This window comes from Kitasatospora sp. NPDC032757 (assembly GCF_055579305.1).
In genome coordinates, this window is record NZ_JBVINN010000037.1 from 46,249 (window position 1) to 72,465 (window position 26,217).

Here is a 26,217-nt window from a genome sequence, read left to right on the forward strand (position 1 = left end):
CCGCTCCTCGCCCGGGAGAGCTTTCGGGCACCACCCTGCGACATTGCGGGACGACCGGGGAAAATGGGGTGGAGCCGAGCGGGCCGCCGGACTAGGTTGAGGGCGCCCGCCGTCCGCGCCACCGCCGACACCCCGGTGGCGGCCGGCGCCACCCTCGCGCCCGACCCGTCCAGCCGTTTCCACCCGATGATGCAGAGGATCAGATGACCGACCAGTACGACGAGTTGCTCCCCACCACCCGCCGCGCCCTGCTGCACCGGATCGCGGTGGCCCAGGCCGAGGGGCGTACGCCCTCGCTGGTCGCCGCGGTGGTCCGGGACGGCCGGCCGGTCTGGAGCGGTACCCGCAGCATGATCGACGACCACGCCCCCACCACCGACGTGCAGTACCGGATCGGCTCGCTCACCAAGACGTTCGTCGCCGTCCTGGTGCTCCGACTGCGCGACGAGGGCCTGCTCGACCTCGCCGACCCGGTCGGGCGCCATCTGCCCGGGAGCCCGGCCGACGGTGCCACCGTCGGCCGGTTGCTGGCGCACTCGGCCGGCCTCGCCTCCGAGACGCCCGGGCCCTGGTGGGAGCGGACCGACGGCGCGCTGCGCCCCGCCCTCGGCGACGTCCTGGAGGACGAGCGCCCGCAGAAGCACCCGGCCGGGCAGCGCTTCCACTACTCCAACCCCGGCTACGCCCTGCTCGGCGCGCTGGTCGAGCGGCTGCGCGGCGAGCCCTGGGGCGAGGTACTGCGCCGCGAGATCCTCGAACCGCTCGGCATGGACCGCACCACCCTGCTCCCCCAGCACCCCCACGCCGGCGGCTTCGCCGTCCACCCCTGGGCGGACGTCATGCTGCCGGAGCCGCTCACCGACACCGGCCTGATGGCTCCGGCCGGGCAGCTCTGGTCGACCGTCGCCGACCTCACCCGCTGGGCCGCCTTCCTGGCCGGCGGCGACGACAAGGTGCTGTCCGCCGACACCCTCGCCGAGATGCGCCGGCCCGCCACCGGCCCGGACAGCGCCGACTGGTCCGGCGGCTACGGACTGGGCCTCCAGCTGATGCGCCACGACGGCCGGGTGCTCTTCGGGCACACCGGCTCGATGCCGGGCTTCACCGCCGGCCTCTGGGTCAGCGAGGCGGACGGCCTGGCGGCGGTCGCGCTCTCCAACGCCACCAGCGGCGCCAACACCCCGCTGGTCGCGGCGGACCTCATCGCGCTCACCGCCGAGCACGAGCCCCGGCTGCCCGAGCCCTGGCGCCCGCTGCCGTCCGTCGACGAGGAACTGCTCGCGCTCACCGGCCCCTGGTACTGGGGCGCCGCCCCGCACTCCGTACGGCTCAGGGCCGACCGTCTGCTGGAGCTGGCCTCCCTCGCCGGCAGCTCGCGCAGCTCCCGGTTCCGCGCCGAGGCCGACGGCACCTGGACGGGCCTGGACAACTACTACGCGGGCGAGACGCTGCGGGTGGTGCGGGCCGCCGACGGTTCGGTCAGCCACCTGGACGTCGGCTCCTTCGTCCTCACCCGCGAGCCCTACGGCCCGGCCGGCGCCGTGCCGGGTGGGGTCGACCCGCAGGGGTGGCAGGCCTTCTGAGGCACCGCCGCCCGGAGCACCGGGGCCGGGGCCGGTACCGCTGCCCGGCACGCTGGGGCCGGGGCCGCTGTCCGGCACGCTGGGGCCGGGGCCGGTACCGCTGCCCGGAACACCGGGGCCGGGGCGGGCCCCGGCCCGCGGTTTCCACCCCGTGGAGCGGAGCATGCGGCGACATCCGAGCGCCCGGCAGGTGGCCGAAAGGCGCCGGGTGCCCCCATTCAGCAGGTGCACATCTGCGCTCCGCCGAACCGCAACGTGGACGCCAGCCGGCTCGGAAAAACATACGGATACCGGCCCGCAGGCGACGACCGCGCGGGCCGGGCAGGTGCCACGGCGATCCGTGGCCGCCGTCGTCCGTGCTGCCCTGGAGGGTCTGCCATGACCACCGTCCCCACATACGCTCCGCCCGCAGTCGCCCCCGGCCACCTCACCGGCCACACCGGCGTGGTGCCCACCCCGCGTCAGACCCGTCCGACCGGCGCCCGGCCGGCCACCGCCCGGCCCACCCCCGTCGAGGCACCCGCCGCCTACACCGTCTCGCTGGCCCGCGACGAGGACGACGTGCGCGCCGCCCAGCGGCTGCGCCACCAGGTGTTCGCCGCCGAACTCGGCGCCGTGCTGCACAGCCCGGTGCCCGGCCTGGACGTCGACCCGTTCGACGAGTACTGCGACCACCTGCTGGTGCGCGAGGGCGAGGACGGCCCGGTGGTCGGCACCTACCGGCTGCTGCGTCCCGAGGCCGCGCGACGGGCGGGGCGGCTCTACTCCGACGGCGAGTTCGACCTCTCCGCCCTCGCCCCGCTCCGCGACGGACTGGTGGAGCTGGGCCGTTCCTGCATCGACCCGCGCCACCGGGGCAACGGCGCCGTGATCAACCTGATGTGGGGCGGCATCGCCCGCTACCTCGCCGAGACCGGCAACACCTGGGTCGGCGGCTGCTGCTCGATCCCGCTGGACGACGGCGGTGCCACCGCGGCCCGGGTCTGGGACACCGTCAGCGCCACGTACCTGGCACCCGAGCACTACCGGGTCGCCCCGCACCGGCCGTGGGACGCGACCGGCCTGCCGCGCGCCGAGCGGGCCGCTCTGCCGCCGCTGCTCCGCGGCTATCTGCGGCTGGGAGCCTGGGTCTGCGGCGCACCCGCGCACGACCCCGACTTCGCCACCGCCGACCTGTACGTGCTGCTGTCGCTGGAGCGCACCGACCCGCGCTACCTGCGGCACTTCCTCGCCGGGCTGCCGGGACCGACCGGCCAGGCCCCTTCCGGCGCCGCAGCCTCCCCGGGCGCAACCGCTTCCCCGGACCCGTCCGGCGCCGCAACCGCCGCTCCCGTCGCAACCGACGTCGCTGCCCCTGCCGCTGCCACCGCCACCGCCACGACCGAATGAGCGTCTGGCTGCCCACGGCCCCCTGCACGCCGGCGAGCTGCCTGACCGAACCGGCCCCGGTGGTGGCGCTCCCCCGGCGGGTGATGCGGCTGGCCGCTTTCCTGCCCGTGCTGGTGGCGGGCATCGCGCTCATCCCGCCGGTGCGCGCCCTCCCCGCGGGGGTGCGCGACCGGCTGGTCCGGCTCTGGGCGCGCACCCTGCTCGGCGCCCTCGGGGTGACCGTCCGGCTCGCGCCGCCCCCGGCCGCCGACGGCGGCGTCCTGGTGGTGGCCAACCACGTGTCCTGGCTGGACATCCCGCTGATCGCGGCCGGGAGCCCCGGCCGTTCCGTCGCCAAGGCCGAGGTAGCGAAATGGCCCGTCCTCGGACGGCTGGTCTCCTCGGGCGGCACTGTCCTCGTGGAACGGGACCGGCTGCGTGCCCTGCCGGCCGCGGTCGATACCGTCGCCGGGGTACTCCGGGCAGGCCGGCCGGTGGTCGTCTTCCCGGAGGGGTCGACCTGGTGCGGGCGGGAGAGCGGCCGGTTCCGCCCGGCCTTCTTCGAGGCCGCGGTGCGGTCCGGCGCTCCCGTCCAGCCGGTGACGATCCGCTACCGGCTGGCGGACGGGCGGCCGACCAGCGTGCCCGCCTTCGTCGGCGATGACGACCTGGTCACCTCGCTCGCCCGGGTGGTCGCGGTGCGGGGGCTGGTGGCGGAGGTGAGGTTTCTGCCACCGATCCCGGCGCCGTTGGCCCCGATCGGGCCGCACGGGCCGGAGCGGTGGCGGGCCCGGCGTGACCTAGCCCTGGCCGCCCAGGCCGCGGTGGAGGCGGCCGGGCGGTGACCGACTGCCGGTGGACGGTCACCGGCAGACGGTCCCTGGTCGCCGGTCACCGGCGGGCGCGCACTTGCAGGCGCTCAGGGGCGGGCGCTCACCGGCGGGCGCGCACTTGCAGGCACTCAGGGGCGGGCGCTCACCGGGCGAGTCCGCGCCGGCCCCGCAGTGCGGGCCGAGGCGGCACCGGCCGGTGACTGCCGGTCCGGGCCGCCGTCCCCGGTCGGCGGCCCGGACCGGGAGCCCCGCCGGAGCAGGACGGCGACCAGGACGGCGGTGGCCGCCAGCCCGGCCGAGCCGCAGCGCACGGCGAGATGCACGCCGTCGACGAACGCGCCGTCCACCGCTGCCTGGACCGGCCCCGGCAGCGCCGCCCCGGAGCCGCCGTGCCCGCCGCCCGCGCCGGCCAGGGCGTCGGCGGCCCGCCCGACCGTGTCCGGCGCCACGCCCAGCCGCTCCAGCGAGCCGGTGAGGCTACCGGTCATGCGGTGGGTCAGGACTGCGCCGAGGGCGGCGACGCCGATCACACCGCCGAGCTCGCGCAGGGTGTTGACGGTCGCCGAGGCCATCCCCGTCCGGGCCGGGTCGACCCGCTGGAGGACGGCGATGGAGACGGGCGTGAACGTCAGCCCCATCCCCAGGCCCATGGCGAAGAGCGTCCACACGTACTCCGGGTAACGCGCCTGCTCGCCGTAGAGGGAGAGCCCGCCGAGTCCCACGGCGCAGAGCAGCAGACCCAGGACCAGCGGCAGCCCCGGGCCGTGACGGCCGGTCAGCCGCCCCGCGGCCGGGGCGCCGGCGACGATCATCGCCGCCATCGGCAGGCCCGCGCACCCGGCGTCGGTCGGGGCCCACCTCAGCACGCCCTGCATCAACAGCGGCAGGAAGAACATCGCCCCGAACATCCCGAAGCTCACCATGAACCCGCTGAGCAGGGCCCCGCCGAGGACGCCGTCGCGGAACGGCCCGAGGTCCAGCATGGGTTCGGCCAGGCGGCGTTCGAGCAGGAGGAAGGCAGCCAGCAGCAGGGCGGCCGCCACCGCACAGCCGAGCACCCGGCTGTCCGTCCAGCCGCGGGAAGGGCCCGCGATCAGCGCGTAGACGAGAGCGCCGAGACCGGCCGCGGACAGCGCCAGGCCCCCGAGGTCGACGCGCCGATCCCGCCGGGCGATGGCCGGCAGCACCCGGCTCGCCAGGACCAGCCCCACCACCCCGATCGGCACGTTGATCCAGAAGACGCTGGCCCAGCCCAGGTGGTCGACCATCGGCCCGCCGATCACCGGCCCGACCGAGAGGCCGAGTGCGGAGACGGCCGACCAGAGGCCGACAGCCCGGGCCCGCTCGCGCTCGTCGGTGAACACATGCCGCAGGATCGCCAGGCTGCCCGGGGTGAGCAGGGCCGCGCCGACGCCCTGGAGCATCCGGGCCGCGACCAGCACGTCCGTCGTCCCGGCGAGCGCGGCGACCGCCGACCCGGCCGTGAACAGCGCGAGCCCGAGCCGGAACACCCGGGTGCGGCCGTAGCGGTCGCCGAGCGCGCCGCCGGTGAGCAGCAGCGCGGCGTAGACCAGGCTGTACCCCTCCACCACCCACTGCAGGCCGCTGATCCCGGCGTCCAGGTCCCGCCCGATCCGGGGCAGCGCGATGTTGACGATGACGTTGTCCAGCATGGACATGAACATGGTGACGCACAGTGTGGCCAGTGCGAGCCGCTTGCGCAGGGCGCTCGACTCCCCCATGGGTACTCCTCCATCCTCCAAGCCCCTAACACCGTTAGGGACTGACCGGCACGGACAGAGTGCCCCTAACAGTGTTAGATTGCAAGCGGGATTTCCGCGGCCGCGGGAGTCCGGCGAGACGCGGGGGCCGGACCGGCCGAGCCCGCGAATCCACGGGAGGCGAGCGGAGGCCCATGCCGGCGGACGACGACAGCGGCACCCAGCCCGCACTGACCAGGGACGCCCTCGCCGCGGCGGCCCTGCGGGTGCTGGAGCGGGACGGTTTGGCGGGCCTGTCCATGCGCAAGGTCGCGGCCGAGGTCGGCGTGAAGGCGGCCTCGCTGTACTGGCACGTCCGCAACAAGGACGAGCTGCTCGACCTCCTCAACGACGCGATCATGGCCGACGCCGTCGCACCGCCTCGCGAGGGCGACTGGCGCACCCAGTTCCTGGAGTACGGCCGCCGCTACCGCCGCCTGCTGCTGGACAAGCGCGACGCCGCCAAGGTGGTCGCCGGGCGGCTCGCCCCCGGCCCGCACCTGCTGAGGCTCATGGAGGAGCAGCTGGACCGGCTGCGCGAGGCCGGCTTCTCCGACGCCGACGCCGCCATGACCACCTATCTGCTGGGCGCCTACGTCCAGGGCTTCGTCCTCCAGGAGCAGTCGCCGATCTCCGCCGACGAGACCAGGGGCGCGAGCCGCGGCGAGATCGTCGCAGCCGCCGGCGACGGCTTCCGCGCACTGCCGCCAGAGGAGTTCCCCAACCTCGTCGCCCTGGCCGGCGACCTCACCGAGCCGGTGATGGACACCCGGTTCGACTTCGGACTGGAACGCATCGTCGACGGGCTCGCCGCGCTTCTTCCGCCGGAGAAACGCTGACACCGCGGCACACGTGACGATCCGTCGGACATGTCGGTCCCCGGCGGGAGCCTGCGCGCCCCTCCGCGTCGCCACCGGGATCAACGGCGTCGACGGCGCCGCGGCGGACGGGTAGCCTCACCACTCCCCGTCCGTCCGCCCAGGAGGTGCTCCGCATGCCCGAGTTCTATCCGCACAGCGAGCCGTACGCGCAGGGATGGCTGGACGTCGGCGACGGCCAGCAGATCCACTGGGAGGCCTCCGGCAACCCGCAGGGCAAGCCCGCGCTGACGGTGCACGGCGGCCCCGGGTCGGGGCTGCGCACGGGCAACCGGAAGTACTTCGACCCGGAGCGCTACCACCTTGTCCACTTCTCCCAGCGCGGTTGCGGGCAGAGCCGGCCGCACGCCGCCGACCCGGCCACCAGCCTGGAGCACAACACCACGGCCCACCTGATCGCCGACATGGAGCGGCTGCGCGAACACCTCGGCATCGAGCAGTGGCTGCTCTACGGCGGGTCGTGGGGGTCCACCCTGATCCTCGCCTACGCGCAGGCCCACCCCGAGCGGGTCTCCGAGATCGTGATCTGCGGGGTCACCATGACCCGCCCCGAGGAGACCGACTGGCTGTACCGCGGTGCCGCCCGGCTGATCCCCGGCCCGTGGGAGGCGTTCCGGGACGCGCTGCCGCCCGCCGACCGGGACGGCGACCTGGTGGCGGCGTACAGCCGGCTGCTGAACAGCCCGGACGAGGCCGTCCGGCGCAAGGCCGCACGCGACTGGGCCACCTGGGAGGACGCGGTGATCGCGCACGAGGTGCTCGGAGCGCCGAACGCCTACACCGACCGGCCGGACGACGCACTGATGGCCTTCACCCGGATCACCGCGCACTACTTCTCCCACCATGCCTTCCTGGAGGACGGCCAACTCCTGCGCGACGCCGGGCGGCTGGCGGGCATCCCGGGTGCGCTGATCCACGGGGCGCTGGACCTCGGCGCGCCGCTGGAGAGCGCCTGGACACTGGCCAAGGCCTGGCCGGACGCGGAGCTGACGGTCGTCCAGGACTCCGGGCACACCGGCAGCCCGGCCATGGGCGAGGCGGTCTTCACGGCCATCGAACGGTTCGCCGGGCCGGCTCCGGAGCACAAGCCCCGACACGAGTAGTGACGAGTCATCAACGGTCCGCACCCGGGGGGTGACAGCCCGGGTGCAGACCCCGACACTGGAGGGAGAACCTCCACTTCCACAGGTCGGCCGGTGCCGGCCGGTACCGGCCGCGGAGAGGGCAGGCCGGCCATGAGCACGCCGTCCGCCAGGCTCCCGATCATCTACGTCCGGGGTTACGCCGGGGGCACCTCGGGGATCGAGAAGGCCGTCACGGATCCGTTCTACGGATTCAACGAAGGCTCGACGCACATCCGCGTCGGGCGCGAAGACTCCCCCGTCTTCTACCAGTTCGAGAGTCCCTTACTGCGGCTGCACCTCGACGAGGGCTACCACATCTTCGTCGAAGGCGGTCAGGGGACGTACCTGGAGACCCACGACGACATCCCGCCGGACAGCATCTGGATCCACCGCTTCTACGACCTCTGCTCCGGCACCTGGGGCGCCAAGCCCAAGCAGTTCGACCTGGAGTCCGCCGCCGCCGACCTGCTGGCCCTGATCGAGAAGCTGCAGGCCAGGACGGGCGCGCCGCGCGTCAACCTGGTCGCCCACTCGATGGGCGGCCTCATCTGCCGCTGCCTGCTGCAGAAGACCATCCCGGACCTGCGCCCGGGCCGCCGGGCCGCCGACTACGTGGCCAAGCTCTTCACCTACGGCACGCCGCACGGCGGGATCACCTTCGACATCGGCTTCGGCGTCCCGGAGGCGCTGCGCGACACCCTCAACGTCAACGGCGCGGACATCTTCGGCCCGGACCGGATGTACCGGTACCTGACGCCGACGGCCCGGCTCGACCCGGACGGGCCGCCGGACGGCTGGCGGGCCGTCGACATGCCGGACGACGACGGCACCGGGCCGGCGGAGGACGCCGCCGGCGCGTTCCCCCTGGACCGGGTGTTCTGCCTGGTGGGCACCGACCCGACCGACTACGACGTGGCACACGGGATCTCGGCGGCGACGGTCGGGCCGCGCAGCGACGGGCTCGTACAGATCACCAACGCCCAGGTCACAGGCGCCCAGCAGGCCTTCGTCCACCGCAGCCACAGCGGGCGCTACGGGCTGGTCAACTCCGAGGAGGGCTACCAGAACCTGCGCCGCTTCCTCTTCGGCGACCTCCGGGTCCGTGCCGACCTGGTCGGGGTGGAGCTGCCGACCGACGACCCCGACGTGACGTGGCAGGCCGAGGTCGCCCTCTCGGTACGCGGGCTGCCTGTGACGATGCACGAGCGGGTCGCACCACACTGGTGCCCGATCCAGCTCTCCGACCCGGCGGAGGACGGTCACGGCGGTGGCGGTGGCGGTGGCGGTGACGGTGGCAGTGCCGATGGCGACGGGGACGGCCACCGCGGCGGGGGCGCGGGGAACGGCGCCGTCCGGCTGGCGACCGCCTTCCTCTCCAGCGCCCTGCCGCGACCCGCTGCGACCGGACCGCTGCGCTACGCGCTCGACCTGCGGGTGTTCTCCCTGCGCGAGCACCACGGCTTCTTCGGCTTCGGCGACCACCTCGAACGGACCGCCGACTTCTCCGACAGCCTGATCGTCGACGTGGACGCCTCCCGGCCGCGCCCGGCCGCCTGGGCCCACTGGAACTCCCGGATCGCCGGAGCGATCAAGGACCTCCGGCCCGAGGACGCCCCGCTCCCCGACGACGACCCGGCCGCCGACTCCTGGGTGGGCCACGTCGACCTCCCGACGACCGCCGCCCCACTCCTCGGCCCGCACGCCGCCGTCCGCCTCTCGGTGAGCCCCTGGAACTAGAGCCGGTGCAGGGCAGCGGGTGGGCAGGTCGAGGTGTGCTCCGACCTGGTGGCTCACCCTTCCGGGAGACGTTGTGCACGCGGGCGATGGCCTGCACCGCGTGGTGCGGGCCATCCGCCGGCAGGCCCGGCCGTCAGGGGTTCGGCTGCCCACCCCGCCCGCTCCCGTCGGCCGGCGCGGGCGCCTCCGAGGCCAGCAGCACCCGGCGCAGCAGGTCGGAGAGGAGACGCCGCTCCTCGGGTGCCAGGACTCCGAGCAGTCGGTGTTCCTCGCGTCCGACCACGTCCAGCGCCTCCTGCCAGGCCGCCCGGCCTGCCTCGGTCAGCTCGACGTCGACACGGCGGCGGTCCTCGGTGGACGGGGTGCGGACGACGAACCCCCGGCGTTCCAGGGCTTCGAGACGGCCGGTCACCGAGGCCGGAGCCAGGTTGAGGTCGGCCCGCAGCTCGGAGGGGACGGCGCGGCCGCCGCGACCGGCCAGCTCGTGGAGCGTGTCGAACTCGTGCTTCTGCAGGCCGTAGTCGGCGACGCCCTGTTCACGCACCCGGCGCAGGTGGCGGGAGAGCTTGTTCATCCGGGTGACGGCGCCCTCGATGTCCGGGTCGAGGTGCGGCAGGACCGACTGCCAGCGCTCGACGTGGCCGTCGGTCCAGTCGCGCGGCTCGTCGAACCGTCGTTCGGGGTGCTCCATGGGTCGAGTCTAGGCGTCGGCGGCCACAGCTGATATTTCGTTGCCGAAATTTCGGCGCCAAAATATAGTCCCCGTCGTGACGCATCCACTCGGACTCCGCGACTTCCGCCTGCTCTTCGCCGGCCGGACCATCTCCACCCTCGGCGACGCCGTCGTCCCCGCCGCACTGGCCATCGCCATCACCCGGGCCACCGGCTCCTCCGGCGCGCTGGCGCTCGTACTCGGCTGTGCGATGGTGCCCCGGCTCCTCCTGCTCCCCCTGGGCGGGGTGGTCGGCGACCGGTTCAACCCCCGGGTGGTGGCGCTGGTGACCGACCTCGTGCGGGCCGCCGCGCAACTGTCCGTCGGTGTCGAGCTGATCGGCGCCGAACCGCGGCTGCTCCACATCGCCGTGGCCGAGGCGATCGGCGGCACGGCCTCCGCGTTCGCCATGCCCACCGCCTCCCCACTGGTCGCGGCCACCGTCGAGGGGCCGCTGCGAATGCGGGCCAACGCCCTGCTGGCGTCCGTCAGCAGCGCCGCCCGCCTCGGCGGGCCCGCGCTGGCGGGCCTGCTGGTGTACACGGCGGGCGCGGGCTGGGCGTTCGTGCTGGACGGGGCCTCCTTCGCGGTCAGCGCCGCCCTGCTGACGCGGATCACCGTCCGGCACAACCCCGCCGATCGCCGCCCGTTCCTCGCCGACCTGACCGAAGGCTGGACCGAACTCCGTTCACGGACCTGGTACTGGACCAGCCTCGTCGCCCACGGCGCGTGGAACGGCGCCAGCACGGTGCTGCTCACCCTCGGCCCGCTGATCGCCGCCCGCGAGCTGGGCGGGGACGGCGTCTGGATCGCGATGACCCAGGCCGGGGCGATCGGCGTGCTCGCCGGATCGCTGATCGCCGGCCGGGTGCGCCCGGGCCGCCCGGTCCTGGTCGCCAACCTCGGTCTCGCCCTCTACGCGCTGCCGCTGCTCGCCCTCGCCACCACCGCCCCGGCTCCGCTCACCGTCGCCGCGTACGCCGTGGCGATGACCGGGCTCGGCTTCCTCAACCCGGTCTGGCAGACGGTGGTGCAGCAGGAGTTCCCCGAACAGGTGCTGGCCCGGGTCACCTCCTACGACTGGCTGCTCTCGTTGGCCGCCGCACCGCTCGGTTACACGCTCGCACCACTGGCCGCGGACGCCTGGGGCAGCACCGGGCCGCTGCTGGTCACGGCCGCCCTGGTCGCCGTCGCCTGCGCCGGCACGGCGGCGGTGCCAGGCGTACGAAGGATCGGACGGACGGCGCCCGACGGGCCCAAGGAGGCGAGCGGGCCTGCCGGTTCGGACGAACAGAGCGAGCGCACCGAAACCGCCCAGGCCCGCCCCTGACCCGGTTCCAGCGGTCTTTCCGGTCCTACCGGGGCACCTACGATACAAACATGATCGCCTATGCCCCAGCAGCCCTCTTCTTCGTCCTGTGCGGGATCGGGGTCCTGCGCGACCGTCGCCAGTTCAGCAATGCCGTCCTGCTCGGCATCGCCGTGTCCTTCCTCGCCCTCGCGCTGCTCGCCGAACTGCGCAAGGCGCCCACGCTGGTGGCCGAACTGGCGGCGGTCGCGATCATCCTGCTACCGGCGATCGGCACCCTCGCGCTGATCGGCTTTCTGATAGCCAACGGCCTGACCATGATCCGGAAGGAGGGCATCCGGCCCGCCAACCTGCTCTCCCTGCTCGCGGGCCTCGGCATCCTCGCGGTGCTCGTCCTGCTCGCCGCGGCGCTGTTCACCCGCTCCTACCGGCTCGGCATCCTCGCGGGAACCGCCGTGCTGGTGGTCGGGTACGTCGCCTTCCTGTTCGTCTGCTTCGTCGGCTACGCCTTCCTGTACGGCCGTCATCGGCCGCGCCGGGACGTGGACTTCGTCGTGGTGCTCGGCTCCGGCCTGATCGGCGGCGACCGGGTGCCGCCACTGCTGGCCAGCCGGCTCGACCGTGGTCGCGACGTCTTCGAGAAGCAGGCCGCGCGCGGCAACCCGCCGGTACTGATCACCTCCGGCGGGCAGGGGCCGGACGAGAAGCTCCCGGAGTCCCACGCGATGGCCGACTACCTCGTCGGGCGCGGGTTCCCGGCGGAGCGGATCGAGCGCGAGGACCGCTCCCGCACCACCGAGGAGAACCTGCTGTTCAGCAAGGCGATCATGGAACAGGCCAAGCCCGATTACCGCTGCGTGATCGTCACCAACAACTTCCACGCCTTCCGGGCCGCGCTGATGGCCCGCAAGACGGGCGTCAACGGGCAGGTGTTCGGCTCGCCGACGGCCGCGTACTACTGGCCCAGCGCGACCATCCGCGAGTTCGCCGCGGTGTTCCTCGCGCACAAGCTGATCAACTTCGGCATCTGCGGCGTTCTCGCGCTCTGCGGACTGCTCGCCGCGCTCTGACACCGGCAGCCCTGCCGCCTCACCTCCCTTGGATCGTTCGTTCGCTCCGGGCCCCGGCCGCTTCGACGGCCGGGGCCCGGTGTCTCGGGCCGTGGGCGCCCGCCACGGTCACGACGCGGGTGCGTCGAGCCCGGTGCTCCGGGCAGCCGGACGTGCGGTCAGGATCGCGTCGGGGGTGCTCCCGTGCTCGTGAAGCCACAACGCTGCGGTGCCCGCGGCCACGACCGCGCCATGGCGGTACCGGCCATGACGGGCCGCCCGAGGCCGGGGGACCGTCACATACCTCCCGACGGCCGGACACGCCACGCTGCACGGCATCCCACCCGAACTCCTCCCCCACCCCGGAGTCCTCCATGGCTGTGCTGCCCACCACCGGTACGTCCACCCCGTTCACCCCGTCGACCCCGTCCACCCCGTCCGCGGCCTCCACCGGCGCTCCGCCACGGCGCGGCGGGCGGTTCGCGCGCTGCACGGCCGCCGCGGCGCTGGCGGCGGGCGCGCTCGCGGCCACCACCGCGCCCGCGGCGGCGGGCCCTGCCATCGCTCCGGTCACCGCCGCCTCCGGCGTCTCCGGCGTCTCCGTGGCCAACGCGGCCAACGCGGCCAACGCGGCCGATGCCGCACCGGGCGGGACGTACCAGCAGGTCACAGGCTTCGGCGCCAACCCGGGCAACCTCGCCATGTACGCGTACGCGCCCGCGGGTCTGCCGGCCGGTGCGCCGCTGGTGGTCGCGCTGCACGGCTGTGTGCAGACCGCCAACGACTACTACCGCAACTCCGGCTGGACCAAGTTCGCCGACCTCTACGGCTTCGCCGTGGTGTTCCCGCAGACCGGCTCCGCCAACAACAGCCTGTCGTGCTTCAGCTGGTTCGACGCGAACAAGGACAGCCGGGGCACGGGCGAGGCCGAGTCGGTGGTCGAGATGGTCTCCAAGGCCGAGTCGCTGTACGGCTCGGACAGCCGCCGGGTGTTCGTCACGGGCCTCTCGGCGGGCGGCGGAATGGCGGCCGACCTGCTGGCCGACTACCCCGACGTGTTCGCCGGCGGTGCGATCGACTCCGGCCTGCCCGCCCACTGCGCCACCGCCCAGAGCGCCGCGTCCGGCTGCCAGAACAACGACCAGCGGCTCACCCCTGCCCAGTGGGGCGACAAGGTCCGCCGGGCGTACCCGGGTTACACCGGGCCGTGGCCGAGGGTCGCGATCTGGCAGGGCAGCGCCGACACCACCGTGAAGCCGGTCAACGCGACCGAGCTGCGGGACCAGTGGACGAACGTGTGGGGCATCGGCCAGAACGCGTCCGCCACCCGGAGCCGGCCGGGCGGCACCACCCAGTCCCTCTACAACGACGCCGGCGGCCGGCCCGCCGTGGCGCTCTACTCGGTCGCGGGGATGGGCCACGGGCTCGCGGTCAGCCCGGGCTCCAACGCCGACCAGTGCGGAGCCACCGGCAGCTACTTCCTCAACACGATCTGCTCCGGCTACTACACCGCACAGTTCTGGGGTCTGGACGGCGGTGGCGGCCCCACCGACCCCTCGCTGCCCGCACCGACCGGACTGACCGCGACCGCCACCGGCGCGGACACCGTCTCGCTCGCCTGGCAGGCCGTCACCGGCGCCGCCTCGTACGCGGTGTACCGCGACGGCGTCCGGGTGGCGGGCCCGTCCGGCGCGTCGTACACCGACACCGGATTGAGCGCCGGAACGGCGTACGCCTACACCGTGGCGGCCGTCGACGCGGCGGGCGCCGAGGGTGCCCGCTCGGCGGCGGTGACGGCGACCACGGGCGGCGGCACGCCGCAGTGCTTCACGGACAACAACTACAACCAGGTGAAGGCCGGGCGGGCGACGCAGAGCGGCGGCCTCACCTACGCGCTCGGCTCCGGGCAGGGCATGGGGCTCTGGAACACCTTCACCACCCACACCCTCAAGCAGACCGGCCCGGGCTGGTTCGTCCTCGCCGACGGGCAGTGCTGACGTACCGGCAGAAGGCGTCGCGGCCGGTCGGCCCGGCCGGCCGCCACGGGCCGCACAGCTGAGGCGCCTCATCCGCTCGCCTCCCCGGGGCGCAGGCCGGCGAAGAGGTCGGCCTCGGGGAGCGCCGTGCGCACCACGCTGCGCGCGAGGTGGTAGTCCTCCGTCGGCCAGACCTGGCGCTCGATGTCGCGCGAGTGCGCCATGAAGCCGGCACCGGGCTCGATCTGAGTGGCGTGCGCGAGCAGCGCGGCGTCCCGGACGGCGAACTGTTCGGCGCACGCGATCCGCGTGGTGGTGGCGAGCGCGGGCGGGGTGTCCGGCCAGTCGGCGAGCAGCTCGCCCATGGCCGAGGCGACGCCGTGCGCCGTCATGGCGTCGTGCAGGGTCTGGAACCAGGCCCGGGAGAGCGCCAGGTGGTAGTAGAGCTTGGCCGGCTGCCAGGGCTCGCCCGCCTCCGGGTACCGGTCCGGGTCGGCGGCCGCCTCGAAGGCCTCGACGGTGACCTGGTGCGTCATCACATGGTCGGGGTGCGGGTAGCCGCCGGTCTCGTCGTAGGTGATGACGATGTGCGGGCGGAACTCGCGGATCAGGGCGACCAGCGGTGCCGCTGCGGTCTCGACCGGCTGGAGGGCGAAGCAGCCCTCGGGGAGCGGCTCCTCGGGGCCGGGCATGCCCGAGTCGGTGAAGCCGAGGAAGCGCTGGTCGACCCCGAGGATCTCGCGGGCGGCCGCCATCTCCTCTCGCCGGATCCGGGTGAGGTCGGCCCGGACCTCGGGGCGGTCGAGCGCCGGGTTGAGGACGGATCCGCGCTCGCCGCCGGTACAGGTCGCGACCACGACCTCCACGCCGTCGGCGGCGTACCGGGCGAGGGTGGCGGCGCCCTTGCTCGACTCGTCGTCGGGGTGGGCGTGCACGGTGAGCAGGCGGAGTCCGGGGTGCTTGGTGAACATGCGTGGTCCTTCTCTCGGATCTCGGTGGTCGGTGGATGGTCGGTATCCGCCCGTCGTGTCTCGACGGCCGGTTTCGACGCCGGTGTTTCGGTGCCGGTGTTTCGATGGCGTGTTTCGGCGATCGGTTGATCAGCGGGGCCGGTCAGTGCTGCTTGCGGCCGGCCGGATAGAGCAGAGCGGGTGCGATCGCGAGGGCGGAGAGGCCGAGCACCCACCAGAAGGTGGAGCCGAAGGCGGCGGCCTGGTGCGCCGGATGCTCGGCCAGCACGTGCTGGAGGACGAGCGTGAGGACGGCGGTGCCGAGCGCGCCGCCCACCCGGTTCAGCACGTTGACCGCACCGGCGGCCGCCGGGACCTGGGCCCGCTCCACGCTGCCGTACACCGCCGCCATCCCGGGGATGACGATGATGCCCATGCCTGCGCCGCGCAGGGCCAGCGAGGCCGCCAGCAGCCCGTCGGCGGGGCCGGAGCCGGCGCCGAGCCGGGTGAAGGCGAGCGTGCCGAGCAGCGAGCAGGCGATGCCGACGAGGATCAGCGGGCGCGGGGCCATCCGGTCGGCGATCCGGCCGGCCAGCAGTGAGGTGACGGCCGTGCCGAGCGCCTGCGGCGCCAGCAGCAGCCCCGCCTCGACGGCTCCGCGGTGCTCGACCTGCTGGTAGTAGAGCGGCACCAGGAACATCGAGCTGTACAGCGCGGCGCCTTGGAGGAAGGAGTTGGCGGTGGCCACCGCGAAGCCGCGCCGGGCGAACAGCCGCAGGTCGATCAGCGGCAGCCGGCCCTCGCCCGGAGTGCGGAGCGCGTGCACGCCGTACCCCAGCAGCAGTGCGGCCCCGATCCCGACGGCCGTCCCGCTCGCCCCGCCCCCGGCGTCGCCGATGGTGGCGAGCCCGTAGACCAGTGCCGTCAGGCCCGGTGACAGCAGGGCGAGCCCGAGGGCGTCCAGCCGGGGCCGCGGCTCCGGGTGTCGCACGTCGGCCGGGACCAGGCGGGCGGCGAGCAGCAGGGTGGCCAGGCCGACCGGGACGTTGAGCAGGAACATCCACCGCCAGTCCAGTTGCTCCAGGACGAGGCCGCCGAGGACCGGCCCGAGGACCGGGGCCAGGCTGATCGGGAGCATCAGCACGCCCATGACCCGGCCGATCCGGGACGGGCCGGCCGCCTGCACCATGATCGTCTGCCCGAGGGGCTGGATCATGCCGCCGCCGATCCCCTGCAGCACCCGGAAGGCGATCAGGCTGCCCGTCGACCAGGCCAGCCCGCAGAGGGCGGAGCCGGCGACGAAGAGCGCGACCGAGACCAGCCACGTCCGGCGGGCGCCGAAACGCCCGGCGGCCCAGCCGGAGAGTGGCATGACGAGCGCTATGGCCAGGAGGTAGCCGGTGGACACCCACTGGACGGCCGTCATCGAGCTGTGCAGGTCGCGGGCGACGGAGTCGATCCCGACGTTGACGATCGTCGTGTCGAGCAGCGCCAGCACCGGCCCCAGCGCGAGGACGGCCCCCGTCCTCATCAGGCCGGGTGGCAGCGGCTCGTGCCCGCTCCCCCGTTGTCCGGCATGCTCTGCGCTTCGCCCGGCACGCTCCACACGTCGCCCGGCCCGTGCCGCGCCCGATGTGTGTGACGTGCGCGAACCCGCCGCCGATCCTGCCATGGCCCCTCCCCGAAGTCTCCCCTGCGACGGCCTTCCCGGCCGCCGGGACAAAACTTAGGTCCGACCCAGCGATTGGGTCAAGCACAATTTCTGTGTTCGACCCAGCGAGGCTGCGCTAGGCTCACGTCCATGACCGACGGCACCCCGAATCTGCGCGAGCTCAACAAGCGCCGCACCCGCCAGGCGATCTCGCACGCCGCGACCAAGCTGTTCATCGAGCGGGGCTTCGACCGGACGACGATCGCCGAGGTCGCGGCCGCAGCCGGCGTCGCCAAAATGACCGTCACCAACCACTTCCCGCGCAAGGAGGACCTGGTCCTCGACCTGCACGAGGAGATCGTCGCCGGGCTCGCCCGGACGGTCGCCCGGCGGGCGCCCGGCGAGTCCGCACTGGCCGCGCTGCGCCGGGAGTGCCTGGCCGCGATCGACCGGCACGACGCCGCGCTCGGGTTCTCCGGTCCCGCCTTCGCCCGCACCATCGCCGAGAGCCCCGCGCTGGTCGCCCGCCTGCGCGAGATCCACGAGCAGAGCGAGGACGCCCTCGGCACCGCCCTCGCCGAGGCCACCGGCACCCCGCCCGCCGACCTCACCGCCCGGCTCGCGGCCGGCCTGCTCGCCGCGGTCCACCGGACGCTGTTCGCCGAGGTGTTCCGCCGCGTCCTGGCCGGCGAGGAGTACGAGCCGATAGCCGACGCCATCCGCCCGGCCGCCGGCCGCGCCTTCGACCAACTGCAGAGCGCCCTCGGCGGATACGCGGTCCGGCCGGCGCCGTGATCGAGACCTGCCCCAGGACAACCGCCCTGAGCAGCGACGACAGGCGGTAGCGCCGGCACGGCCCTTGACGAAAGGTTGACCTGCTCACGGCAGAAAGTTGGGCAGTGCCGACCCTATGGTCGGCGCATGCCCTCACAGCCCCTCAGGCGGACCGCCCTGCCGGTCCTGCCCTACCGCAAACCCACGCCCGGCCGGGACTACTGGGTGATCAACGACGTACTGCCCGATCCCGACGCCGTCCGCGAGCGCGTGCTGGCCCGCGGGGAGTGGACCGAGGGCTACCCCTACCGGCCCGAGGCGTGGCCGGGGCTGCGCACCATGCCCGGGCTGGAGCCGGACGAGCTGGCCCGGGTCGAGGCACTGGTCCGCAAGGCGACCGGAGCCTCCCGGCTCTGGGTGCAGAGCACTCCCGGCGGCGGAACGCTCAACCACAACTGCGTCCAGGTCGTCGGCGCCGGGGAGTCGACCTCCCGCCCGCACACCGACTCCCGCGCGCTCTGCCGCTACGCCGCCGTGCTCTACCTCAGCCCCGGCGCCCCCAAGGACGCCGGGACCAGCTTCTACCGCCAGCAGTTCCCGGGCGGCCGGCTCGGCGGCAACCTGGTCAGCGCGCCACACAACAACCTGGTGGAGGCGCTCGGCACCCGCCACGTCCCCGGCGACGCGTTCACCGAGGACGTCCGCGTCCCCAACCGCTACAACCAGTTGCTGCTCTACCACGCCAACCTGATCCACAGCGCCACCACGTACTACGGCACCGAACTGGAGGAGCGGCGGATGACGGCGGTCTTCTTCTGGATGGCCTGACCCGCGGTTACGCGTGGCCGGACCCCACAGTGACGGCTGGCCGGACCGCAGCCGGCCGGGCTGGGCGGACCGGGCGGACCGGACCGCAGCCGGGCAGGGGCCCGCAGACCTGACGAGCCGAGCGGACCGGGCAGACCTGACGGACCTGTCGCGCCGGGCAGGCCGGACGGCCCGTTCACGAAGCGGCCGCCACCAGCTCACGCGGCGCGCCGTGGGCCAGCCCGACCCTGGTCAGCGCAGCGGCGAGGCGGTCCAGGTCCCCGGGCGGGACCAGCTCCGCGAGACCCGCCGGGGACTCCGGGAGGCCCAGCTCAGCCGCCACCGCGAGGGCGCGCCCGTCGAAGAAGGGCCGCAGCTCCGGCCAGACGGCCTGGGCCTCGCGGCAGAAGATCCCGGCGCCGACCGGCCCGATGCGCGGGAACTCCTGGAGCAGTTCCACGACCCGCCCGGGTGCGCCGCCCGCCTCGGTCCGCAGGCGCCGGAGATCGCCGTGCCAACGGTCGAGCAGGAGGTCGGCGCCACGGCCGAGGGCGGTGGCGGTGCTCTCGTCGTACCGGACGTAGTGGGCGCGTCCGAGGGCCTCCACCCGGGACCGCCAACTCGCCCCGGTCATCGCGCGCGGCGTCCGCAGGCCCGCCGCGAAGAGCTCCCCGGCGGCGGCCACGGCGGTGGCGGCGCCGATCCGGACGGAGCAGAGCACGGTGAGGACGAGCAGTTGGTAGAGCGGCGCCGGGGTGTCGCGCAGCGCGATACCGGCCTCCTCGGCGTAGGTGCGGCCGTACCGCTCCAGCAGGGCGGCGACGGTGCGGTCCCGGTTCATGGCACGCCTCCCTCCCCGGGCACCTGCCCGGGTTGACGCCGCCCATGCACGGGGAGGGTGCACCCATGGAAACGCAGCCACCCTCACAGCCGGCGACCGAGGCGGTGCGGCCCGAGTGGGCCGGGATCGACCGGATGGCGACACTCGATCTCCTCCGGCTGATGAACGCCGAGGACCGCACCGTCGCCGAGGCGGTGAGCGGCCGGCTGCCGGACGTCGCGGCCGTGGTCGACGCGGTCGCCGCCCGCATGGGGCGGGGCGGCCGACTGCTCTACGCCGGCGCGGGCACGGCCGGTCGGCTCGGGGTGCTGGACGCGAGCGAGTGCCCGCCGACCTTCGGCACCGCGCCCGGCCGGGTGGTCGGCCTGATCGCGGGCGGGCCGCCGGCCCTGGTGGGCGCCGTCGAGGGCGCGGAGGACCGCACCGACCTTGCCGTCGCCGACCTGGAGGCGCTGGCGCCGACGCCGGCCGACAGCCTGGTGGGCATCTCCGCCTCGGGCCGGACGCCCTACACGGTGGCGGCCGTCCAACGGGCCCGCACGGCCGGGGCGCTGACGGTGGGGCTGGCCTGTGCCCGGGGCTCCGCCCTGGTGGAGGCGGCCGAGCTGGGCATCGAGATCGAGGTCGGGCCCGAGGTGGTGGCGGGCTCGACCCGGCTCAAGGCGGGCACGGCACAGAAGCTGGTGCTGAACCTGATCTCCACCGCCGTCATGGTCCGGCTCGGCAGGACGTACGGAAATCTGATGGTCGACGTCCGCGCGGGCAACGAGAAGCTCCGGGACCGGGCACACCGCATCGTCGCCGGGGCAACCGGCGCCGACGAGGCCACCGTCCGGGCGGCACTGGCCGCGACCGGCGGCCGGGCCAAGGACGCCGTCCTGGTCGTCCTCGCCGGGGTGGACGCGCCGACCGCCGGCCGGCTGCTCGCCGCCTCGGGCGGACGGCTGCGCGAGGCGCTGGAGTCCCTGCCGCCGGGGGCCCGGCCGAGGGGCTGACGCCGGCCACAGCGCCGACCGTGTGCGTACTGACTTCCCGTCGGTGCCGATCAGCGACAGATGGGGACGGAGGCGCCGGTGCCGACGGGTCCGTACCCATGGCTCTCCTCCACGGGGCGGACATCGCCGCCGTGGCCGTGCGTGCCCTCACAGCGGAGGGCCACCACGGCGCCGTCCACGAGCTGACCGGCCCGGAAGTCCTCACCCAGCCGAGCAGGCGCGAACCATCGGTGAGGTGCTGGGCCGCCGACTCCGGTGGCAGGAACTGCCCCGCGGGGAAGCGCGCCGGCGGCTCCTGGCCGACGACGACTTCCCCGACTCGTTCGTGGATCCCCTCCTCGATGGCTCCGCCGACATGCTCGCCGCCCCTCGCCCGACCACGACCTCCACGGTCGAAGCGGTCACCGGCACACCGGCACGCACCTACCGCGCATGGGTGTCCGACCACGCCGCCGAGTTCCGGTGACATGCGCGTGCGAGGCGGGGAGTGTGCGAGGCGGGGAGTGTGCGAGGCGGTCCAACCGGTCAGCCGCCGAGTTCCGTCCGGTGCACGAGGGCGCCGGCCCGGCCGTCCAGCAGGACCGGCGCGGCCTCGTGACGGGGGCCGACGGCCTCCCGCGCGGACGAGAGTGGCCGGCCGAGGTCGGCGCCGGCGGACCGCGCATGTTTGGAATCCCGGGCAGCGGCCAGCCGCTCACCATGGACACCTTCGCGCACATCTCCCCATGGTCCCGGCGGCTGCGTGGCGCCCTGGACGCGCCGGCGGGCTGGGACTTCCTGGACGCTCCGGCCGGGCCGCTTCACGACGCGGTCACGGCGCTGCCGCTCGGGCCGTTTCGCGACGTCCTGCACGGCGTCCCGCTCGGGCACCCGCTGCACCCGGCCCTGGTGCAGGTGCCGCTCGGCTGCTGGTTCTCAGCGGGTCTGCTCGACCTGACCGGCGGGGACCGCCGGGCGGCGGGCCGGCTGGTCGCCGCGGGCCTGGTCACCGTCGGCCCCGCCGCGCTGGCGGGCTGGGTGGACTGGGCCCGGCTGGATCCGCCGCGGCGACGGACCGGTCTGGTGCACGCGGTCTCCAACACGACCGGGGTCGTGCTGTACGCGGCTTCGCTGGTGGCCCGCTGTCGCGGCCACGGGCTTCACGGGCGGTTGCTCGGCCTGGCCGGGCTGACCGCCGTCTCGGCCGGTGCGGCGCTCGGCGGCCACCTCTCCTACCGGCAGGCGGCCGGGCCGAACCGGGCGGCGGCGGTGCACCGGCTGGCGCCCGCGGACTGGGTGGAGCTGGGCGGGGTCGAGGAGTTTCCGCCCGGTGAACCGGTCCGCCGGAGGGCCGGTGGGGTGGACGTCGTCGTGGTCGCCACCGGGGACGGCTTCGCGGTGCTCGCCGAGCGCTGTTCACATCTCTCCGGCCCGCTCGCGGAGGGCACGGTGGTGGACGGCTGCCTGCGCTGTCCGTGGCACGGCAGCACGTTCCGGCTCGGTGACGGCGAGGTCGTGCGCGGGCCGGCCACCGCCGCGCAGCCGGTGTTCGAGACCCGGGTGCGCGCCGGCCGTCTGGAGGCCCGGCTCCCGGGCGCAGGCTGACGGAGCCGTGCGCGCGGCCGGTGCGGTCCCGACCGGGCGCGCGCCGACGGACGGCTGACGCCCCGCCGGGCCGCTCACGCACGGAAGAGCCGCTCACGCACGGAACAGCCGCTCACGCACAGACGGGCCACTCGTGCACCGCCGGGCCACGCCCTCAGGAGTCGCTACGCCTCCTGGGCGTCGAGCCAGCTCAGCAGGACGGTCCGCTCGGCCGGCGTGCCCGGCATGGTGGCGGGGTCCTTGGCCCACCGGCGGATCCGTTCGACGGTCTCGCGATCGAGGTCCATGTAGAGGCGCCAGTGTGCTCGCGGATGGCAGTTCGGGTCTCGCGGCTCCTGGCAGTGGTCGCAGTGGGTGAAGAAGGCGTCCACCAGGCGGTACACGATCTCGTCGGACATGGACGGGGTACTTCCTCACTCTCGGGCTCCGGCACCGCGGGCCTGCCCGGGCCGGCGGCGGTGTGCTCCTTCCAGGGTGCGCGGCAGGCTCCCCGCATCAGGCGGTGCGAACGGCCCGTGCAGCCGGGACCAACGTCCCGACCGCACGGAACGCTCGGCTTACGACGCCGCGCCGGCGTCGCCCCCGCCGCCGGGAGCGCCCCGGAGCCGCATCGCGCCCAGCGCGAGGAGCGCCGTGACGCCGCCCAGCACCATGACCGTGGGGGTCGAGGCGGCGTCCACCACGGCCCCGCCCGCCAGCGCACCGAGCGAGATCGTCGCCTGGAAGGAGGCGGTGAACAGCACGGATGCGGCCTCGGGGGCGTGCGGCGCCGCCGCCAGGAACCAGGTCTGCGAGCAGACCGGCACCGCGCCGTACGCGAATCCCCAGACGAGCAGCAGCAGGAGTGCACCCGGCCGGCCGGTCCCGAGGACGGGGAGCAGCAGGGTCGCCGCGGCGAGCAGGCCGGCGGCGGCGGTGAAGGTCGGGTGCAGCGCGCGGCGGGCACGCTGGCCGGCGGCGAAGGTGCCGGCGATGCCCGCCGCGCCGTATGCCAGCAGGGCCGCGGTGATGAACCCCGGGCCGGCATGGGCCTCGTCGGCGAGGAACGGGGTGATGTACGTGTAGCTGCCGAAGTGCGCGGTCACGACGAGGAGGGTGACGAGCAGGCCGGTGCGGACGCGGGTGTCGCCGAGCAGCCCGCGCAGGACGGCGAGCCGGGTGGCGTGCAGGGGTGGCAGCGGGGGCAGCGTCAGCGCGAGCGCGGCGGCGACCAGCAGGGAGAGGGCCGCCATCGCGAGGAAGGCCGTCCGCCAGCCGGCGAGGTCGCCGAGGTAGACCCCGGCGGGGACGCCGAGCACGGAGCCGAGCGGGACGGCGGAGAAGATCACGGCGGTGGCGACGGCCCGGTGCCGCTCGGCGACGAGGCGGTCGGCGAGGCCCGAGCCGATCGACCAGAAGGCGCCGATGACCAGTCCGACCAGGACCCGGGCGAGCAGCATCGTCCAGTAGGCAGGCGCGAGCGCGCTGAGCAGGTCGGCCGCGGCGAGCACCAGCATCAGGGCCCAGAGCATGGGGCGGCGGTCGATCCGGGCGGTGGCGGCGGTCACGGTCGGGGCGGCGAGGGCGGCCAGCAGGCCGGGGATGGTCATCATCAGTCCGGCGGCGCCGTCCGAGATGCGGAAGGTCGCGCCGATCGGGGTGAGCAGGCCGATCGGCAGGATCTCGGTGGTGACGAGGGAGAAGATCCCCGCGGTCAGGGCGAGCACGGCGGGCCGGCCGCTCAGCGGCGGACGGGCGGTGGGATCGGTACGAATGGTCCGGCCTGTTCGGGCGGGCAGAGGGGAGGCGGCGGAGGCTGCGGTGGAGGAGGAGGCGGACATGGTCCCGTCCTGTCGGGGTGGCGGTGGTCACCCCGAGTCCAGCAGCCCGCCCCCGCCGGGCTCCGGCGCATTTGCGACCCGGACGTCCGGCCCGACGGTGAGGTCGCAGAACCGCTGCTCCCCCGAACGCCGGAACGGTCCGCTCCCTCGGAGAACCGAGGAACGGGCCGCTCCCCCGGCAGGACGATCCGCTCGCTCGAATGGGAACGCGAAAGGGAACGCGAAAGGGAAGAGGCCCGGTACCCGTGGGGGTGGGTACCGGGCCGTTCGAGGGAGGGCGGGTCAGCGCCTGCGGGTCAGCGAGCGCGTGTCAGCGCCCGGGTCAGCCGCGGCCGGAGGACTTCTGGGTGCGGCGCGAGACCGAGTCGAGCACCACGGCGGCGAGCAGGACGGCACCGGTGATCATGTACTGGATCGCCTGTGCGGCGTGGACCATGTCCAGGCCGGTGGTGATCGACTGGATGACCAGGATGCCGAGCAGCGCGGACCAGGTCTTGCCACGTCCGCCGAAGAGGCTGGTGCCGCCGATGACGGCCGCCGCGATGGCGCTCATCAGGACGTTCCCGCTGCCGAGCGTCTTGTCGGCGGAGCCCTGCTGCGAAGCGATGAACAGACCGCCGAGGCCGGCCAGGCCGGCGGAGATCATGAACACCGAGATGCGGACCCGGGCCACGTTGATGCCCGCCCGGCGGGCCGCCTCGATGCCGCCGCCGACGGCGAAGATCTGCCGGCCGTAGGAGGTGCGGCGCAGCACGAAGTCGGTCAGCACGACCACGCCCAGCAGGATGACCAGCGGCAGCGGCAGGCCGCGGTCCTGGTTGAGCATGTAGGCGCCGACCAGGGCGAGCACGGCGAGGGCGCCGGTGCGCAGCGCGATCTCGCTGGTGCTGCGCGCGGGCAGGCCGGCGGCGGTGCGGCGGCGGGCGTCCAGCAGCTGCCCGGCGAGGAAGACCCCGATGGCGAGGAGCGCGAGCACCCAGGCGTAGACGATGTCGCCGTCGCCGATGAAGTAGGTGTCGAGGTTGGCGACGACGCCGTCGTTGATGTTGTTGACGGTGCCGAGCTTGCCGAGCACGTAGTCCTGCAGGCCGCTCCAGGCGAGCATGCCGGCCAGGGTGACGACGAAGGCGGGCACGCCGATCTTGGCGAAGAAGAAGCCGTGCAGGGCGCCCATGGCCACCGCGGTGGCGAGGGCGAGCAGGATCGCCAGGCCTTCGTTGAGGCCTTCCCGTACCGCCAGGACGGAGGTGACGGCGGCGCAGACGCCGGCCAGGGAGCCGAGCGAGAGGTCGATCTCACCGAGCAGCAGGACGAACACCACGCCGACCGCGATCAGGCCGGGCCCGGCGATCCACTTGGTGATGTTGGTCAGGTTGTCGGCCTGCAGGAAGTGACCGGTGACGCTCTGGAAGATGACGGCGATCAGGACCAGGCCGATGACGACCGGCAGCGAGCCGAGATCACCACTCTTGATCTTGCGGCGGAACTCCTCCAGGTAGCCGGCGAAGCCGCCCTGGCGGACCAGCAGCCGGGGGTCGGTCGCCGGTGCGGCGGGGGTTCCTCCCGCGGCCGGGGTGGGGGTGGTCTGGCTGGTGCTCACTTCGCTTCCTCCGCTATGCGTGCCTGGCGCCGGGTGACGGCGTTGTCGGTGGCGCCGGTGATGGCGGAGATGATCTCCTCGTGCGAGGTCCCGGCCACCGGGAAGACCCCGTTGTTGCGGCCCAGGCGCAGGACGGCGACGGTGTCGGCGACCGCCTTGACGTCCGCCATGTTGTGGCTGATCAGGATGACGCCGAGGCCGCGCTCGCGCAGCCGCTCGACCAGGTCGAGGACCTGCGCGGTCTGCTCGACGCCGAGGGCGGCGGTCGGCTCGTCCAGGATGACGATCTTGGGGTCGCCGACCAGGGCACGGGCGATGGCGACGACCTGGCGCTGTCCGCCGGAGAGCGCGGCGATCGGGATCCGCACGCTGGGGATCCGGATCGAGAGGGTGTCCAGCAGTTCCTTGGCACGCCGTTCCATGGCGACCTCGTCCAGCGTGCCGTGGCGGCGCAGTTCACGGCCGAGGAAGAGGTTGGCGACGACGTCGAGGTTGTCGCAGAGCGCGAGGTCCTGGTAGACGGTGGCGACGCCGAGCGCCTGGGCGTCCTGGGGGCGGCCGATGCGCACGGCGCGGCCCTCCCAGCTGATCTCGCCCTCGTCGATCGGGTGGACGCCGGCGATCGTCTTGACCAGCGTGGACTTGCCGGCGCCGTTGTCGCCGACCAGCGCGACGACTTCGCCGGCGTGGACGTCGAGGTCGACGTCGGTGAGTGCCTGGACGGCGCCGAAGCGCTTGGAGACCTCGCGCAGCGCCAGTACGGGTGCGCCTGTCACGTGAACCATCTCCTGCGGGGTAGTGCGTGGGGTGGGGTGGGGTGGGGTTCGCGCAGGGCGGCGGGCCGGCGCTCCCCGGATTGGACGGGG

The 26,217-nt window shown here is 74.3% G+C and carries 23 protein-coding genes; 14 read left to right on the forward strand and 9 right to left on the reverse strand.

Features of this window, described 5'->3' with window-relative positions; genetic code table 11:
- Positions 1-203: 203 nt before the first annotated feature.
- From ACZ5WK_RS30890 to ACZ5WK_RS30900, 3 genes are all read left to right on the forward strand, one after another.
- Positions 204-1,583 carry a serine hydrolase domain-containing protein gene (locus ACZ5WK_RS30890; protein ID WP_465552249.1) on the forward strand — a complete coding sequence of 460 codons (1,380 nt, stop codon included), beginning with the start codon at positions 204-206 and terminating at the stop codon, positions 1,581-1,583.
- Between the two features lie 378 nt (positions 1,584-1,961).
- Positions 1,962-2,972: a GNAT family N-acetyltransferase gene (locus ACZ5WK_RS30895; RefSeq protein ID WP_465552251.1), complete on the forward strand. Its 1,011-nt coding sequence runs from the start codon at positions 1,962-1,964 to the stop codon at positions 2,970-2,972.
- On the forward strand, positions 2,969-3,796 hold the full coding sequence (locus ACZ5WK_RS30900) for a lysophospholipid acyltransferase family protein (RefSeq protein ID WP_465552253.1): 828 nt from the start codon (positions 2,969-2,971) through the stop codon (positions 3,794-3,796). Before ACZ5WK_RS30895 ends, ACZ5WK_RS30900 begins: the two co-directional genes overlap by 4 nt.
- Before the next feature lie 116 nt (positions 3,797-3,912).
- On the opposite strand, the gene ACZ5WK_RS30905 is transcribed toward ACZ5WK_RS30900, so the two are convergent.
- Positions 3,913-5,526 (reverse strand): MFS transporter, encoded by a 1,614-nt coding sequence (locus ACZ5WK_RS30905; protein WP_465552255.1) that lies wholly within the window; start codon positions 5,524-5,526, stop codon positions 3,913-3,915.
- Between the two features lie 173 nt (positions 5,527-5,699).
- Here ACZ5WK_RS30905 and ACZ5WK_RS30910 point away from each other — a divergent pair, with 173 nt between their 5' ends.
- The 3 genes from ACZ5WK_RS30910 to ACZ5WK_RS30920 all read left to right on the forward strand — a co-directional run bounded on the left by ACZ5WK_RS30910 (position 5,700) and on the right by ACZ5WK_RS30920 (position 9,283).
- On the forward strand, positions 5,700-6,383 hold the full coding sequence (locus tag ACZ5WK_RS30910; RefSeq protein ID WP_465552257.1) for a TetR/AcrR family transcriptional regulator: 684 nt from the start codon (positions 5,700-5,702) through the stop codon (positions 6,381-6,383).
- A gap of 155 nt (positions 6,384-6,538) precedes the next feature.
- Positions 6,539-7,525, forward strand: a complete 987-nt coding sequence (gene pip, locus ACZ5WK_RS30915) for a prolyl aminopeptidase (protein WP_465552259.1) — start codon at positions 6,539-6,541, stop codon at positions 7,523-7,525.
- Between the two features lie 132 nt (positions 7,526-7,657).
- Positions 7,658-9,283 carry a lipase family alpha/beta hydrolase gene (locus ACZ5WK_RS30920; RefSeq protein WP_465552261.1) on the forward strand — a complete coding sequence of 542 codons (1,626 nt, stop codon included), beginning with the start codon at positions 7,658-7,660 and terminating at the stop codon, positions 9,281-9,283.
- Between the two features lie 133 nt (positions 9,284-9,416).
- Here ACZ5WK_RS30920 and ACZ5WK_RS30925 read toward each other — a convergent pair whose 3' ends face one another.
- Complete coding sequence (locus tag ACZ5WK_RS30925; RefSeq protein ID WP_465552263.1) at positions 9,417-9,974, reverse strand: MarR family winged helix-turn-helix transcriptional regulator; 558 nt, start codon at positions 9,972-9,974, stop codon at positions 9,417-9,419.
- Positions 9,975-10,050: 76 nt separating this feature from the next.
- Here ACZ5WK_RS30925 and ACZ5WK_RS30930 point away from each other — a divergent pair, with 76 nt between their 5' ends.
- The 3 genes from ACZ5WK_RS30930 (at position 10,051) to ACZ5WK_RS30940 (ending at position 14,350) form a co-directional block, all read left to right on the forward strand.
- On the forward strand, positions 10,051-11,325 hold the full coding sequence (locus ACZ5WK_RS30930; RefSeq protein ID WP_465552265.1) for an MFS transporter: 1,275 nt from the start codon (positions 10,051-10,053) through the stop codon (positions 11,323-11,325).
- 50 nt (positions 11,326-11,375) lie between these two features.
- On the forward strand, positions 11,376-12,374 hold the full coding sequence (locus tag ACZ5WK_RS30935; RefSeq protein ID WP_465552267.1) for a YdcF family protein: 999 nt from the start codon (positions 11,376-11,378) through the stop codon (positions 12,372-12,374).
- A gap of 353 nt (positions 12,375-12,727) precedes the next feature.
- Complete coding sequence (locus tag ACZ5WK_RS30940; protein ID WP_465552269.1) at positions 12,728-14,350, forward strand: extracellular catalytic domain type 1 short-chain-length polyhydroxyalkanoate depolymerase; 1,623 nt, start codon at positions 12,728-12,730, stop codon at positions 14,348-14,350.
- Between the two features lie 68 nt (positions 14,351-14,418).
- Here ACZ5WK_RS30940 and mca read toward each other — a convergent pair whose 3' ends face one another.
- Positions 14,419-15,300 carry a mycothiol conjugate amidase Mca gene (gene mca / locus ACZ5WK_RS30945; RefSeq protein WP_465552271.1) on the reverse strand — a complete coding sequence of 294 codons (882 nt, stop codon included), beginning with the start codon at positions 15,298-15,300 and terminating at the stop codon, positions 14,419-14,421.
- Positions 15,301-15,442: 142 nt separating this feature from the next.
- Complete coding sequence (locus ACZ5WK_RS30950; RefSeq protein WP_465552273.1) at positions 15,443-16,810, reverse strand: DHA2 family efflux MFS transporter permease subunit; 1,368 nt, start codon at positions 16,808-16,810, stop codon at positions 15,443-15,445.
- 270 nt (positions 16,811-17,080) lie between these two features.
- Between ACZ5WK_RS30950 and ACZ5WK_RS30955 the strand changes: the two genes are divergently transcribed.
- The gene (locus ACZ5WK_RS30955; protein WP_465552275.1) at positions 17,081-17,725 is read left to right on the forward strand and encodes a TetR/AcrR family transcriptional regulator; all 645 of its coding nucleotides are present in this window, start codon (positions 17,081-17,083) and stop codon (positions 17,723-17,725) included.
- Between the two features lie 126 nt (positions 17,726-17,851).
- Entirely contained in the window at positions 17,852-18,532 is a 681-nt protein-coding gene (locus ACZ5WK_RS30960) for a DUF6445 family protein (RefSeq protein ID WP_465552277.1), read from the forward strand.
- A 175-nt stretch (positions 18,533-18,707) separates the two neighbouring features.
- Here the strand turns inward: ACZ5WK_RS30960 and ACZ5WK_RS30965 are convergent, their stop codons facing one another.
- Positions 18,708-19,352, reverse strand: coding sequence for an endonuclease (locus ACZ5WK_RS30965; protein ID WP_465552278.1), 645 nt, complete (start codon positions 19,350-19,352; stop codon positions 18,708-18,710).
- Between the two features lie 65 nt (positions 19,353-19,417).
- On the opposite strand from ACZ5WK_RS30965, the gene murQ reads away from it, so the two are divergent.
- The 3 genes from murQ to ACZ5WK_RS30980 all read left to right on the forward strand — a co-directional run bounded on the left by murQ (position 19,418) and on the right by ACZ5WK_RS30980 (position 21,931).
- A complete protein-coding gene (murQ, locus tag ACZ5WK_RS30970) occupies positions 19,418-20,347 on the forward strand; it encodes an N-acetylmuramic acid 6-phosphate etherase (protein WP_465552280.1) in 930 nt (309 codons plus the stop codon).
- A gap of 235 nt (positions 20,348-20,582) precedes the next feature.
- On the forward strand, positions 20,583-20,813 hold the full coding sequence (locus tag ACZ5WK_RS30975) for a hypothetical protein (RefSeq protein WP_465552282.1): 231 nt from the start codon (positions 20,583-20,585) through the stop codon (positions 20,811-20,813).
- A gap of 197 nt (positions 20,814-21,010) precedes the next feature.
- Positions 21,011-21,931: a Rieske (2Fe-2S) protein gene (locus tag ACZ5WK_RS30980; RefSeq protein ID WP_465552284.1), complete on the forward strand. Its 921-nt coding sequence runs from the start codon at positions 21,011-21,013 to the stop codon at positions 21,929-21,931.
- A 164-nt stretch (positions 21,932-22,095) separates the two neighbouring features.
- On the opposite strand, the gene ACZ5WK_RS30985 is transcribed toward ACZ5WK_RS30980, so the two are convergent.
- From ACZ5WK_RS30985 to ACZ5WK_RS31000, 4 genes are all read right to left on the reverse strand, one after another.
- Positions 22,096-22,329 (reverse strand): hypothetical protein, encoded by a 234-nt coding sequence (locus tag ACZ5WK_RS30985; RefSeq protein WP_465552286.1) that lies wholly within the window; start codon positions 22,327-22,329, stop codon positions 22,096-22,098.
- 159 nt (positions 22,330-22,488) lie between these two features.
- A complete protein-coding gene (locus ACZ5WK_RS30990; RefSeq protein WP_465552288.1) occupies positions 22,489-23,751 on the reverse strand; it encodes an MFS transporter in 1,263 nt (420 codons plus the stop codon).
- Between the two features lie 322 nt (positions 23,752-24,073).
- Entirely contained in the window at positions 24,074-25,351 is a 1,278-nt protein-coding gene (locus tag ACZ5WK_RS30995) for a sugar ABC transporter permease (protein ID WP_465552290.1), read from the reverse strand.
- Positions 25,348-26,136 carry an ATP-binding cassette domain-containing protein gene (locus ACZ5WK_RS31000; protein WP_331741217.1) on the reverse strand — a complete coding sequence of 263 codons (789 nt, stop codon included), beginning with the start codon at positions 26,134-26,136 and terminating at the stop codon, positions 25,348-25,350. Before ACZ5WK_RS31000 ends, ACZ5WK_RS30995 begins: the two co-directional genes overlap by 4 nt.
- Between the last annotated feature and the right edge of the window lie 81 nt (positions 26,137-26,217).